13 protein-coding genes and 1 other annotated feature are annotated in these 13,112 nt (G+C 36.1%); of the genes, 1 reads left to right on the top strand and 12 read right to left on the bottom strand.

Annotated features, from left to right (window positions below):
* Nucleotides 1-114 precede the first annotated feature (114 nt).
* The 12 genes from AC0OM3_RS01690 to alaS form a co-directional block, all read right to left on the bottom strand.
* Nucleotides 115-1,869: a peptidoglycan D,D-transpeptidase FtsI family protein gene (locus AC0OM3_RS01690; RefSeq protein WP_474211018.1), complete on the bottom strand. Its 1,755-nt coding sequence runs from the start codon at nucleotides 1,867-1,869 to the stop codon at nucleotides 115-117.
* An 87-nt stretch (nucleotides 1,870-1,956) separates the two neighbouring features.
* The gene (locus tag AC0OM3_RS01685; protein ID WP_000680879.1) at nucleotides 1,957-2,637 is read right to left on the bottom strand and encodes a hypothetical protein; all 681 of its coding nucleotides are present in this window, start codon (nucleotides 2,635-2,637) and stop codon (nucleotides 1,957-1,959) included.
* A gap of 156 nt (nucleotides 2,638-2,793) precedes the next feature.
* Complete coding sequence (gene greA / locus AC0OM3_RS01680; protein ID WP_014894880.1) at nucleotides 2,794-3,270, bottom strand: transcription elongation factor GreA; 477 nt, start codon at nucleotides 3,268-3,270, stop codon at nucleotides 2,794-2,796.
* 278 nt (nucleotides 3,271-3,548) lie between these two features.
* Nucleotides 3,549-4,187 (bottom strand): uridine kinase, encoded by a 639-nt coding sequence (gene udk, locus AC0OM3_RS01675; RefSeq protein WP_000537078.1) that lies wholly within the window; start codon nucleotides 4,185-4,187, stop codon nucleotides 3,549-3,551.
* 17 nt (nucleotides 4,188-4,204) lie between these two features.
* Nucleotides 4,205-5,485, bottom strand: coding sequence for a peptidase U32 family protein (locus AC0OM3_RS01670; protein WP_000217974.1), 1,281 nt, complete (start codon nucleotides 5,483-5,485; stop codon nucleotides 4,205-4,207).
* Nucleotides 5,486-5,503: 18 nt separating this feature from the next.
* Nucleotides 5,504-6,433 (bottom strand): peptidase U32 family protein, encoded by a 930-nt coding sequence (locus AC0OM3_RS01665; RefSeq protein WP_000742808.1) that lies wholly within the window; start codon nucleotides 6,431-6,433, stop codon nucleotides 5,504-5,506.
* 7 nt (nucleotides 6,434-6,440) lie between these two features.
* Entirely contained in the window at nucleotides 6,441-7,082 is a 642-nt protein-coding gene (locus AC0OM3_RS01660) for an O-methyltransferase (RefSeq protein ID WP_000389102.1), read from the bottom strand.
* Nucleotides 7,083-7,288: 206 nt separating this feature from the next.
* A complete protein-coding gene (gene mltG / locus AC0OM3_RS01655) occupies nucleotides 7,289-8,356 on the bottom strand; it encodes an endolytic transglycosylase MltG (RefSeq protein WP_474211017.1) in 1,068 nt (355 codons plus the stop codon).
* 216 nt (nucleotides 8,357-8,572) lie between these two features.
* A complete protein-coding gene (locus tag AC0OM3_RS01650) occupies nucleotides 8,573-8,851 on the bottom strand; it encodes a DUF1292 domain-containing protein (RefSeq protein ID WP_000392247.1) in 279 nt (92 codons plus the stop codon).
* Nucleotides 8,852-8,863: 12 nt separating this feature from the next.
* Nucleotides 8,864-9,277: a Holliday junction resolvase RuvX gene (ruvX, locus tag AC0OM3_RS01645; RefSeq protein ID WP_001221197.1), complete on the bottom strand. Its 414-nt coding sequence runs from the start codon at nucleotides 9,275-9,277 to the stop codon at nucleotides 8,864-8,866.
* 3 nt (nucleotides 9,278-9,280) lie between these two features.
* On the bottom strand, nucleotides 9,281-9,547 hold the full coding sequence (locus AC0OM3_RS01640; RefSeq protein WP_000348590.1) for an IreB family regulatory phosphoprotein: 267 nt from the start codon (nucleotides 9,545-9,547) through the stop codon (nucleotides 9,281-9,283).
* Nucleotides 9,548-9,623: 76 nt separating this feature from the next.
* Nucleotides 9,624-12,266, bottom strand: coding sequence for an alanine--tRNA ligase (gene alaS / locus AC0OM3_RS01635; protein ID WP_089148271.1), 2,643 nt, complete (start codon nucleotides 12,264-12,266; stop codon nucleotides 9,624-9,626).
* A gap of 40 nt (nucleotides 12,267-12,306) precedes the next feature.
* Nucleotides 12,307-12,526 (bottom strand) — a binding site (T-box leader).
* A 239-nt stretch (nucleotides 12,527-12,765) separates the two neighbouring features.
* On the opposite strand from alaS, the gene AC0OM3_RS01630 reads away from it, so the two are divergent.
* Nucleotides 12,766-13,110 carry a PH domain-containing protein gene (locus AC0OM3_RS01630; RefSeq protein WP_474211015.1) on the top strand — a complete coding sequence of 115 codons (345 nt, stop codon included), beginning with the start codon at nucleotides 12,766-12,768 and terminating at the stop codon, nucleotides 13,108-13,110.
* Nucleotides 13,111-13,112 lie beyond the last annotated feature (2 nt).

Here is a 13,112-nt window from a genome sequence, read left to right as displayed (position 1 = left end):
TCCAAACCTCCATGCAGTTTTTCCTAATTGCTATTGTAACATTAAATCTAGAAAGGTTGAACATTTACAATGATATTTTCATGAAATGAAGACATTTCACTATAAATTGCAAGATTACTTTTCATTCTCCAATTGATAGATTGCTCCCACCATATCTTTAAAAATAGGTGTAACTTTATTCACTTTGCTATCAGTCTCTAGATCAACAACAACTAAAGCATATCTTGGATTCTCATACGGAAAATAACCTGCAAACCAGCGATTCACCCTCGTCCCTTTCCCTGTTTGCGCTGTCCCGGATTTTCCAGCGACACTTAGTGGCAACGAACGGAATGCCGTTCCTGTTCCTTTCTCCCTTGTTACAACGCCTCTTAATAACTCTTGTAATGTTTTCACTGTTTCATACGAAAGCTGTTTTCCATTTAACGTATGGCTCTCAAATGTAAAAAAATCCGCTCCATTTTTATATACTATTTTTTCAACTGCTTTCACTTCCATCTTTTCTCCATTCCTCGCAATCGTCGCCATCATATTTGCAATTGCTAGAGGTGATATACGTACATCTTTCTGTCCAATTGCTGTTTGTTCTACCGCTTTTTTACTATTTTTATTTTCTTCATTCCCCCAAATAGTAGTACCCTTTTCTTCTGGCATTTGCTCAAAATGAGGTGTATGAAATACAGAACCTTTCCATCCAACCTTTTCATTTGCTCCTAAAGCTGCTACGTATGTTTCTAGCACCGTCTTATCCTTTTGTAATAGCTCGTTACCTAACTCGGAAAATGTCCTGTTACAACTCCTAGCAAAGCTCTCTTTAAAGTTAAGTGTACCCATCCTAACTTGCGGGTCGTTTTCACCATATAAATCTTTATTACAGTTAAATGTCCGATTAAACAAATTTACTTTTTGATCAATGACTGCAGCTGCAACTACTGTTTTAAAAACAGAGCCTGGAAAATGTGGCGTTAACATTTGATTTTCAAGTGTAGTTTTATATAAATTCTCATCCCTTACTTGTAAAGACGGCTTACTAGCCATCGCTAATATTTCATTTGTCTTTACATCTAGTAATACTAGTCCCCCCTTCTTTATTTCGTTCGCTTCAATCACTTCTTCTGCTTTTTGCTCCAACTCTTTATGTAAAGTAGTTTGAATCCTAACTGGATAAAATGGATTTCCTGGTGAAGTGTATTTCGCTTGCTTTCCGAAAATTGGTTCTCCTTGCCGATCTACTTGATATAATACTTTTGCCTCTCCATCAGTCAATAGAAATTCATCAAATGATTGCTGTAATCCTGAAATACCTATCGGCGTTTGTTTGGAAATTCTTTTCAATTCTCCATATCGCTTTTGAAACTCCCTTTCGTTCTCCCCTACATCACCAATTAAATGATTTATCTCTCCAGTTTGTTTTAATCGCACTTCAGCTGCTACAATACCTAATACATGTAATTCATTTACCTTCTCCATCTGCTCTCGTGTCACTCGAAATGGAGCAGTTTCTCCTTGTAGTGTAAATGCATTTTTATTATTTTTCATTTGTCTTCTAATCTCTTGTCTCGACACACCAATGATATGCGCGATTTTCTCTAACATGTCATTTTTTATTTGTAAAAATGGAAAAATAATTAAAACAGGATATTTTTCCTCACCTATTTTTTTACCATTACGATCTATAAACTGCCCACGTCCATCGTCTACTGTAATGGATTGTGTGCGTTGCGTAACACTTTTTTCAATTAAATTTATTTTGCGATCAGTAAATGATTCTGTATCTATAATTTGAATTTGGATTAAACGACAAAGCAATACAAACATAACGCACATAAAACAAATTAAAACAATTGTAATTCTCCGTTTTATTTTCATAAAAAACACCTCGTCTATTGTAGTTTAGACGAGGTACTATTTTATTTATACAATCTCCAAAACAAAAACAGATATTATATAAGGCTATTATTGTTTCTTTGGCTTCTCTAAAAATTTCATAAGAAGCGATCTAAATTCAGTTTCATTCACTCCAGTGTTTTTAGCAACTTCAATTACAGTGGTTGTTACATTAGCCGCTATTTTTAAATAATCCTTACTAAGATTATCCATTTCATTTCTTTTTTCTTTTGCATTCTCAACTGTTACAGAATCAATACAAGTAATCATCTTATCTACAATATGTAAATAATTATTTTGTGCATCTATTATTTTTTGAATATCATCTTTATTACTTACTTTCGATTGTTTTAAATATGTATATGCTTGATTCACTTCATCTTTTAAAATTTTATCATTATTCTTCGCCTGTTCTTGTAACATATTCTTCATATCATCTATTGTTTTTTGATCCATCGAATCTCGCAATAAATAATCTGGATTCCCAATTGCGTAATCATACTTAATCGTTACATCTTGAAATATTTTCATGACAATAGCTAATTGATACGCTACATCAAAATCATTAAATTCCTTTTTATCTTGTGGATTTTCTAAGGTTTTTGAACTCTCAGTTGCTTTAATATCCTTTTTTTCTTCTTGCTTTACTTTTTCTCCCTTTGATGATGTAGTTTCTTCATTCGTTCCGCATGCAGCAAGTCCTAATATGGATATACTACACACCAATCCTGTAAAGATTTTATGTTTCATAATTAGCCCCTTTTCCCTTTTAAAACCTATATTCTCCAATTATGATATCAAATCTTAAATTGTTTTTTTGACATTTTTTGTCGAATCACTCTAAGGTTTACACAATTTTTTTCATTCTACAGAAAAAAAAGATTCTCCCGATAGGAGAATCTTTTTTTATTTTACAGAGACAATCTCTACTTGCATTTCTCCGCCTGGTGTTTGGATTGTTACTTTCTCACCAATTTGCTTACCTAATAAGCTTTTTGCGATTGGAGAATCGTTAGAAATTCTTCCTTCGAATGGATCAGCTTCCGCGCTACCTACGATTGTATACGCTTCTTCATCTCCGTTTGGTAATTCTTTAAATGTTACTGTTTTACCTAATGTAACAACAGTAGATACTTCGCCATTATCTTTAATGATAACTGCGTTACGAATCATATTTTCTAATTGTGTAATGCGCCCTTCTACGAACGCTTGCTCATCTTTTGCTGCATCGTACTCAGAGTTCTCAGAAAGGTCTCCGAAGCTACGTGCGATTTTAATACGTTCTACTACTTCTTTACGTCTTACTGTTTTTAATTGCTCAAGTTCGTTCTCTAGTTTTTGCTTACCCTCTTGCGTCATAGGGTATGTTTTTTCTGTTGACATATTTTCCACTCCTTTTATATACCAATCCCCCGAAAAAAAGAGGAGTTCCATATGAAAACTCCTCCGCTTCCATTGTTAGCGGAGGTTTCTAGTACCCTTGCACTAGCGGAGTTGTCACATACAACCCCGTATTTCCAATTCTTCTTTATATAAAGAAGATATGTATGGAAAGTTGATATAAATATGCCCTCACCTATATATAGATGAGGTTGCATGTTTCATTGTATTCGATAAGAAGGGAAAAAATCCCTTCCTACCGTATATCTTTTACTATGCTATTACAAATTTACTTTTTGTTCAAGAATTGTTGCAATTTTTGTCACCATAATATCAATTGCAACGTGGTTTTGTCCACCTTCAGGGATAATAATATCCGCAAATTTCTTAGAAGGCTCAATAAATTGATTGTGCATTGGACGTACAACATTTACGTACTGATCAATAACTGAATCCATCGTACGACCGCGCTCTTTAATATCACGTTGCATGCGGCGCAGAATACGAAGGTCAGCATCCGTATCAACGAATAATTTAATGTCCATTAACTCGCAAAGACGTGGGTCTTCTAAAATAAGAATTCCTTCTAAAATAATTACATCTTTCGGCTCAACCGGAATAATTTCTTCTGAACGCGTATGCAATGTATAGTCATATACAGGCTTATCAATTTGCTCATATGCAAGCAACTGCTGCAAATGTTCAATTAACAGATCATTATCAAACGCAAGCGGATGATCATAATTTGTTTTTAAACGCTCTTCCATTGGTAAATGGCTTTGATCTTTGTAATAATAATCTTGCTCTAAGATTAAAATAGAATGACCTTTAAAATGGTCAAAAATCGCTTTCGTTACACTCGTTTTACCTGATCCCGAACCACCAGCAATTCCAATTACAACAGGCTTATTCGTCCCCATTCGACTATCACTCTTTCTTATTGAAGTATGCTTTTGCGCATCATATTATTCACATACACTCGTTGATCCACTTTGAATTTCACGATTTGCAACGGATGTCTCGCTGCATCTAATTCGTTTCCATCCTCATCCCAAATTTTCTCCACCGTTTGCGTAAAGTTTTCTATTTCTGGTCCAAAGAACTCCACTTCATGTCCTGGTTTAAAATGATTACGTTGCTCAATCGTTACGATGCCCGTTTCTTCATTATAATCTAACACTAAACCAGCAAAATCATACGTTGTTTTCTTACTATGATTTCCAAACATTTGCTCTTGATGTCCTGGAACCCCTTCAAAGAATGCAGGAGCTGTATCACGATTTGCACATTTATCAAGCTCATCTAACCATTCTTGTTTAAACTCAAAGTTATCTGGATCAGCACAATAAGCATCAATTACTTTACGATATACAGTTGCTACAGTCGCTACGTAATGGATTGATTTCATACGTCCTTCTACCTTTAAGCTATCGATTCCGATTTCAATCATTTTCGGAATTGATAAAATTAAATTTAAATCTTTTGGACTCATCGCAAAGTGAGCATCTCCTTCTTGGAATAGAGGAAGCTCTTTTGCATCTTTATGTTGTGATACTGTTTGAACTAAATCATAATCCCAGCGGCAAGATTGGCAACAACCACCACGATTAGAATCACGCGCTGTCATATGGTTACTTAATGTACATCTTCCTGAATATGCGATACACATTGCACCATGTACGAATGCTTCAATTTCAATATCCACTTTTTCTTTAATTTCTTTCATTTCTTCATAGCTTGCTTCACGAGCTAATACAAGACGATGTAAACCTTCTTCTTTCCAATACTGTGCTGCTTTCCAGTTGGATAGTGATTGCTGTGTGCTTAAATGCACCTCAACAGAAGGCGCTACGCGTTTACAAGTCTCAATGATAAGCGGATCAGCAACGATAATTCCCGTTACGCCAGCTTTTTCAATCCCTTTTAAATATTCCTCTAGCCCGTCCATATTTTCATTATGTGCAAAGATATTTGTTGTTACGTATATTTTTGCTCCATACTTCTTTGCAAACTCAACGCCTTCTGCCATTTCTTCTAGCGTAAAGTTACCTGCATTCGAACGAAGACCAAATTCTTGTCCACCTAAATATACAGCATCTGCCCCGTAATGGATAGCTACTTTTAATTTTTCTAAGTTACCCGCAGGGATTAACAGTTCAGGTTTCTTCACAATAACACGTTTGCCATCGATCACTCGTGAAATTTCTTGTACAGTCATTTCCTACACCCTCCTCGTTTAGTAAACCGTTTCTTTAAAGAAGAATCCTGTATCTAACGGACGATTTACTGGTTGCATTTCTTCTATTTCTTTATATAGATCATCTTTCACGTCATAATATGCATCACGATCTTCTACGCATAAATCAATTGCTTTACGATATTTTTTCGTTACTTCAATAATGTATTCAGAGGTTTTTAGTACTCCGTCGATTTTTAAGCTATCAACTTCAGCTTCGATTAGTTCCTCTAATTCATCGATGAAACAAATATCGTTCGGACTCATAATGTGAGTACCATTTTCATCTTCATAAATTGGATATTTATTGTTACGCTCTGGGTCATATAAGAACATATTCTCTTCATATTTTTTCTTTTCAATGTCTAGATTACGTCCTTGATACTCAAAGTAGTTTCCTACTAATGAACGCTTCGATTGGAACATACAAGTCATACCGTGAATTTGTACTTCCAGTTCCACTTCAGCATTTTCTTTTAAATCAACAATTTCATCTAAGCTTAGCTCACGAGCTAATACAGCACGCTTCGCTCCTCTTTGTCCCCAGTAATTACAAGTGAACCAGTTTGTTGCTGTCGTTTCTGTATTCCAGTGCAACTGCATATTTGGCGCTACTTCGCGAACAGCCATTAATACCGCTGGATCTCCGAAAACAATTGCATCTACATTTACTTCGTTTAAAAATGAAACGTAATCTGTTAATTCTTCTACTTTATCATTGTGGAACATAGCGTTCATGGCTACGTATACTTTCACACCATTTTCATGTGCAATCTTCACAGTTTGTTTTACATCTTCACGTGAAAACTCCCCTGCTAAACGTAAACCAAACTTTTGCTCACCGATCATTACCGCATCTGCTCCTGCTTTCGCAAGTTGTTCGATATCCGCCACCGCTCTTGGCGTTACTAACAATTCAGGTTTCTTCATACCTTGGTCACCCTCTCTTTTTACTAACAGCTACTCCATCACCAATTGGGAAAATCGTTGTATCGTATCCTTCATGGTTCATAAGCCACTCATTGTACGTCTTAATACGACGGATTAAACCACGTGTACGTCTGTTTTCAATTTTCTCTTTTGTCGTTACAAGACCGTGGTACATAACATTATCTGAAATAATTACGCCACCAGGATTTAATAACGGTTCATATAAGTCAAAAAAGCGACGATACTGTCCTTTTGCTGCATCAATAAAAATAACGTCAAATGTCCCGTGTTCTTTTACTTGTTCACCTGTCTCTAACGCATCACCGTAAATAACTGAAATACGATCTGTTACTGGGGAACGTTCTATATATTCAAGTGCTTTTTCATATCGCTCACGATTGCGCTCAACTGTCACAATACGTGAATTTGGAATAGCTTGCATCATACGAATACTAGAATAACCGATTGCTGTTCCAAGTTCTAAAATGCTTTTCGGTCCAATTAAACGTAAAAATTGCAGCATAAATTCCATTCCAAGTCGATCCATAATCGGCACATGATTTTCTGTTGCATATTCTTCCATTTCAAGAATTAATTTATCTTTCGGATCAATAAATGATAATAGGTACTCGTTAACTGCATCCTCCATAAATGGTCCTCCTTATTTACATGGAGAAGTGCCTCTATGACGTCTTTTCACACATAGAATGCAATAAAAATACAAGCCAGTTTTATCCTTAGCTTGTACGTCCCGTTTTGATATTAAAAACGATTCTTCTGCCAGTTTTTAACCCGATATATTTTACCACAAAAAAGAGGGATGTGCGACTTTTTTCGCTATCCCTCCCCATTTCACTATTTTTTCGTAATATATTTTTGCTTTAATGCATTATGCTCTTCTAATGTTTTCGCATAGTACACTTCACCACTTGGTGCGGCTAAGAAATAATAATAATCTGTTTGCGCAGGTTCTAACGCAGCTTCTACTGAATGTTTACCAGAGTTTGCGATTGGCCCTACCGGCAATCCTTTTACAACATACGTATTGTACGGTGAGTTGACCTTTAAATCTTCGTATAATACACGTTGTTTATGCTTTCCAAGTGCATATAATACCGTCGGATCCGTTTGAAGCGGCATACCTTTTGCTAAACGATTATAAAAGACACTAGAGATCTTTTGACGATCTGTAAAACCAGTTGCCTCTTCTTCAATAAGTGAAGATAATGTTAAAAGCTGATGAACATCCCAATTCTTCGCTTTCATTTTCGCCTCATTTTGAACAATGATTGCATTTGTTTTCTCAAGCATTGGAATTACAATTTCTTCTAACGTTGTATCTTTCTTATAAAACGAATACGTTGCAGGATATAAATAACCTTCTAATGGGTATTTAATATTACTATCAAAGATTTTATCCGTTAATAACTTCGGATACTTTTGCTGCATTTTTTGAATAAATGCTTTATCGTTTAATTGACGTACGACATCATCTTTATTCCACTTTAATTCGTTTGCAACCGTTTCTGCAATTTCAGTTACTTGTGCTCCTTCTTTTATCGTCACTTTATAAAGAGCTGGACGATGTACATTACCAGATGACATTTGCTCAATAACATCTTTCGCACTCATTGAAGGATTTAATAAATATGTACCCGCTTGTAAATTTTTAGATTTAGCCTTTGTATAAAAACTAAAAACTGTACCGCTTTTCACAGCACCTTTTTCTTCTAAAATCTCACCAATTTTACTAGTAGATGATCCCTTTGGAATTTCTACTTCAATCTCTTTTTTATTCCCGCTATCAACTGGTCCTAATGCGGATGAAATATACGCATAGACTGAACCACAAACTAAAAGCAGTGCAATAATCGAAAATAAAAAAATGCGTCTACGCTTCTTTTTCACTTGATTCTCTACCAAAACTCTTCCTCCTTATTCAATTGTAGGCCATATGTACATCTTTCTATACAACACGATGAAAAATCACAATAAATTTACCTATCATTTTTGACAGATACTTTATTTTTCTACAATCCGTCTCATTATACTACAAAGGATTACGCAGTTTCGACAAAAAATCTTTCATTTTACATATAAAAAAGATGGACGATATATCGTCCATCTTTTCAGTACTTATTATTCAGCTTCTTGCTCATCAGCTAGAGTGTTGAACATTTCTTGTACCATTTCCCACTCTTCTTCAGATTCGATTGGAAGTAAAGTTCCGCCCTCTTCTTCATTTTGCTCATAGGCCATTGCATCATAAATTTGGTCTCCATCTTCGTCTACTTCACCGATTGGGGAGAAGACTACGTATGATTTTTTGCCAAATTTTTCAGCATCAAAAGTGAAAATAATTTCACATAAATGTTCGTTACCTTTTTCGTCTACAATTGTAATTTGATTTTCTTCCATTTTGGTCACCTCTTATTTACTATCTAAAAATCCTTGTAAGATTACGACTGCAGCCATCTTATCAATTACTTGCTTTCGCTTCTTACGGCTTACATCGGCTGAAATGAGCAGACGTTCCGCTGCCATCGTTGACAAACGCTCGTCCCACATTACAACGTCTAATTGTAACAGTTCTCGTAGGTTTTCTGCAAATTGTTGGCATGCTTCACCACGCGGGCCAATTGTACCATTCATATTTTTAGGTAAACCTACTACTATCTTGTCCACATCATACTGTTTTACTAACTCAGAAATGCGGTCAAAACCAAATTGACCTCGTTCTTCGTTAATCTTGATTGTTTCAAGTCCTTGTGCTGTCCAGCCCATTTCGTCACTAATTGCAACTCCGACTGTTTTTGTACCTACATCTAAACCTAATATCCGCATAAATTACTCCTCACGATGATGTTTCAAGTAAGACTTCACAAGCTCTTCGATTAATTCATCACGTTCAAGCTTGCGAATGATGCTTCGTGCATCTTTATGGCGAGGTATGTATGCTGGGTCTCCACTTAATAAATAACCGACGATTTGGTTAATCGGATTATAGCCTTTTTCTTGAAGTGCATCATACACAGTTAAAAGTACATCATTTACATGGACACTCTGTTTTTCATCTTGAATGCTAAACTTCATTGTTTTATCAAAACCGTCCATTTCAAGCACCTCACTTATATAGTAAGTATAGGGAGAAGAACTTCTCCTCTCCCTACCATTGTACACTACTATCTCTTTATTTTGAAACAGATTTAACGTACTCTTGTACAAATGCTAAAGCTTCCTCAACTTGCGCTGGGTTTTTACCGCCCGCTTGTGCCATATCAGGACGACCACCACCGCCACCGCCACAACGAGAAGCTACTTCTTTCACAAGTTTACCAGCATGGTATCCTTGGCTAATTAAATCTTTCGTTACGCCAGCTAAGATGTTTACTTTGTCATCATTTACAGACGCTAATACGACAACTGCAGATTGTAATTTATTTTTTAGGTCATCCATCATCGTACGTAAGTTGTTCATATCTGCAACATTTACTTTTGCCGCTAATACGTTTACGCCATCAACTGTCATTACAGAATCAGTTAAGTTTCCAGCTTCAATATTGCTTAATTTCGCAGCGAGAGATTCATTTTCTTTTTGCAGTTGTTTCACTTCAGCAAATAGACCATCAACTCTTGTTAAAATATCTTTCGGATTTGTTTTCATTTTTCCTGCTGCTTCTTTTAATAAACCTACTTGATCGTTCATTAATTCGTATGCAGACTTACCAGTTACTGCTTCAATACGACGAGTTCCTGCACCGATACCAGACTCAGCAACGATTTTGAAAATACCGATAGAAGCTGTATTATCAACGTGACAACCACCACAAAGCTCTAAGCTGTAATCGCCAACTTGTACAACGCGTACAACATCACCGTATTTTTCACCGAATAATGCCATTGCACCCATTTCTTTCGCTTCTTCGATTGCTTTTTGAGAAATCTCAACATCAATACTTTCCCAAATTTTCTCGTTTACGATACGCTCAATTTTTTCTAATTCGTCAGCTTGTACTTGACCGAAGTGAGAGAAGTCAAAGCGTAAACGTTCAGAAGTTACAAGAGAACCTGCTTGGTTAACGTGCGTTCCAAGTACATCTTTTAATGCTTGGTGTAGTAAGTGAGTTGCTGTATGGTTTTTCACAACGCTACCACGGTTTTTCGTATCGATAATAGCTTTCACAGCTGCATCTTTCGTTAATGTACCTTCTTCAACAACAACTTTGTGCAAGTTTTGACCGTTTGGTGCTTTTTGTACGTCTTTTACAAGAACTTTCACACCGTCAGCTAGAAGGTAACCACGGTCTGCAATTTGTCCGCCGCTCTCAGCATAGAATGGTGTTACATCAAGCATTAATTGTCCTTCTTCACCAGCTTGTAAGCTGTCTGTGTATTCGCCGTTTTTCACAAGTGCAACAACGTTACTTTCTGTTGCAACTGTACCGTAACCAACGAACTCACTCGCTACTTTCACTTCTCCAAGGACACCGCCTTGAACTTGCATAGAATCAACGTCTTGACGAGCAGCACGTGCGCGCTCACGTTGTTTTTCCATTTCATTTTCAAAGCCTTCTTGATCAACTGTCATACCAGCTTCTTCTGCATATTCTTCTGTTAGTTCAATTGGGAAACCGTATGTGTCATATAGACGGAACGCATCTACTCCAGAAATAACAGTTGTTTTTTCTTCTTTTGCTTTTGCGATAACTTCAGCTAAAATTGCTTCACCATCATGAAGTGTTTCGTGGAAACGCTCTTCTTCATTTTTCACAACTTTTGCGATGAAATCTTTCTTTTCAAGTACTTCTGGATAGAAGTCTTTCATTACTTCTCCAACAACCGTTACTAATTCAAACATGAATGGACGGTTGATGTTTAATTTCTTAGAGTAACGAACAGCACGGCGTAATAAACGACGTAATACATAACCACGGCCTTCGTTAGATGGAAGAGCGCCGTCACCAACAGCGAATGTTACTGTACGGATATGGTCAGCGATTACTTTAAACGCCATATCTTTTTCTAAGTCACCATTGCGATATTTCTCACCAGAAATTGTTTCTGTTGCACCAATCATCGGCATGAATAAGTCTGTGTCAAAGTTTGTAGGTACATCTTGAACGATAGATGTCATACGCTCTAGACCCATCCCTGTATCGATGTTTTTCTTAGGAAGCGGTGTATATGAACCGTCTGGGTTATGGTTAAATTGAGAGAATACAAGGTTCCATACTTCTAAGTAACGCTCGTTTTCTCCGCCTGGATATAATTCTGGGTCACTAAAGTCATTACCGTAAGCTTCTCCGCGGTCATAGAAAATCTCTGTATTCGGTCCACTTGGTCCTTCACCGATATCCCAGAAGTTTTCTTCTAAACGGATGATACGCTCTTTTGGAACGCCCATTTTCTCATTCCAAATTTTGAATGCTTCTTCATCTTCTGGATGGATTGTAACTGATAGTAATTCTTTATCGAATCCGATCCATTTGTCGCTCGTTAAGAATTCCCAAGCCCAAGTAATTGCTTCTTCTTTAAAGTAATCACCGATTGAGAAGTTTCCTAACATTTCAAAGAATGTATGGTGACGAGCTGTTTTCCCTACGTTTTCAATATCGTTTGTACGAATTGATTTTTGAGCATTTGTAATACGTGGATTTTGTGGGATTACACGTCCATCAAAATATTTTTTTAATGTGGCTACACCACTATTAATCCATAGAAGAGATGGATCTTCATGTGGAACTAGTGATGCACTAGGTTCTACTGCATGTCCTTTTTCTTGGAAAAAGTCTAAAAACATTTGACGAATTTGTGCGCCTGTTAGTTGTTTCATTATATTTTCCTCCTTAAATATAAAAAACTCCCGTCCCTATAAAAGGGACGAGAGTTAACTCGCGATACCACCCTAATTATGAATTGATTACATTAACAATCAATTCATCACCTCATGGTGCCGTAACGTGGCAAGACGGCAGTGATTAGCTGCTCTCAGGATTAGCTTTCTGTTACCCTTCATTTAAAGCTTCTTTCAGCCATATGGAAGCTTCTCTCTATAAATGGACTGTAACGTACTTGTTCCGTCATTGATTTAATGTATTATATGACTAAATATAATAGAATTCTCTTAAGTTTGTCAATGTAGATAATCATTTATATTGTATTAATTGCTTATTAATCATAGCTATTCTACTATTCATTCTTAACAGCCTTTTCATATATTATGCGTTTATTAACAAATCGGAATCTCCTTATAAGAATGGTTTATAAAAATTCTAAATATTACTTTTTTGCTATAATTAAATTATTGTTAATAAAATAAAGGAGCGATTACAATGACAACCTTACTTAGCAAAGCTAAAAACATATTAGCGACTGACGAAACGATATTATTTTACGCAGCATGTTCATTAGACATATTTATTTATCGTTCCGTCGCAAGGCCAGGATTGCTAATTTTAACGAACAAAAGGCTATTCTTTTATGGGCCAGATGTAAGTAAGAATCCAATATTTGAAGAGTACTCTTTCGCAAAAATTTCTAATTTAAAAGAACAAAAGCGTCTTTTCAACAATCAAATTATATTTATGTATGATAGCGAATGGAAAAAAATAAAACATATTCAAACAAATGATGTGAGCTCCCTCGTTCAAAAAATACACGAGCAACTTTCTAAATAAAT

It is taken from the genome of Bacillus sp. FAU20 (assembly GCF_056033865.1).
Note: the sequence above shows the minus strand (reverse complement) of the source record. Positions and strands in the feature narration are given on the sequence as shown.

Coding starts and splice junctions, on each gene's coding strand:
- AC0OM3_RS01685 (WP_000680879.1), bottom strand. CDS start 2,637: ATGAAACATAAAATCTTTACAGGATTGGTGTGTAGTATATCCATATTA.
- AC0OM3_RS01640 (WP_000348590.1), bottom strand. CDS start 9,547: ATGGACGGTTTTGATAAAACAATGAAGTTTAGCATTCAAGATGAAAAA.
- ruvX (WP_001221197.1), bottom strand. CDS start 9,277: ATGCGGATATTAGGTTTAGATGTAGGTACAAAAACAGTCGGAGTTGCA.
- AC0OM3_RS01670 (WP_000217974.1), bottom strand. CDS start 5,485: ATGACTGTACAAGAAATTTCACGAGTGATCGATGGCAAACGTGTTATT.
- AC0OM3_RS01665 (WP_000742808.1), bottom strand. CDS start 6,433: ATGAAGAAACCTGAATTGTTAGTAACGCCAAGAGCGGTGGCGGATATC.
- AC0OM3_RS01660 (WP_000389102.1), bottom strand. CDS start 7,082: ATGGAGGATGCAGTTAACGAGTACCTATTATCATTTATTGATCCGAAA.
- alaS (WP_089148271.1), bottom strand. CDS start 12,266: ATGAAACAACTAACAGGCGCACAAATTCGTCAAATGTTTTTAGACTTT.
- udk (WP_000537078.1), bottom strand. CDS start 4,187: ATGGGGACGAATAAGCCTGTTGTAATTGGAATTGCTGGTGGTTCGGGA.
- greA (WP_014894880.1), bottom strand. CDS start 3,270: ATGTCAACAGAAAAAACATACCCTATGACGCAAGAGGGTAAGCAAAAA.
- AC0OM3_RS01630 (WP_474211015.1), top strand. CDS start 12,766: ATGACAACCTTACTTAGCAAAGCTAAAAACATATTAGCGACTGACGAA.
- AC0OM3_RS01690 (WP_474211018.1), bottom strand. CDS start 1,869: ATGAAAATAAAACGGAGAATTACAATTGTTTTAATTTGTTTTATGTGC.
- AC0OM3_RS01650 (WP_000392247.1), bottom strand. CDS start 8,851: ATGGAAGAAAATCAAATTACAATTGTAGACGAAAAAGGTAACGAACAT.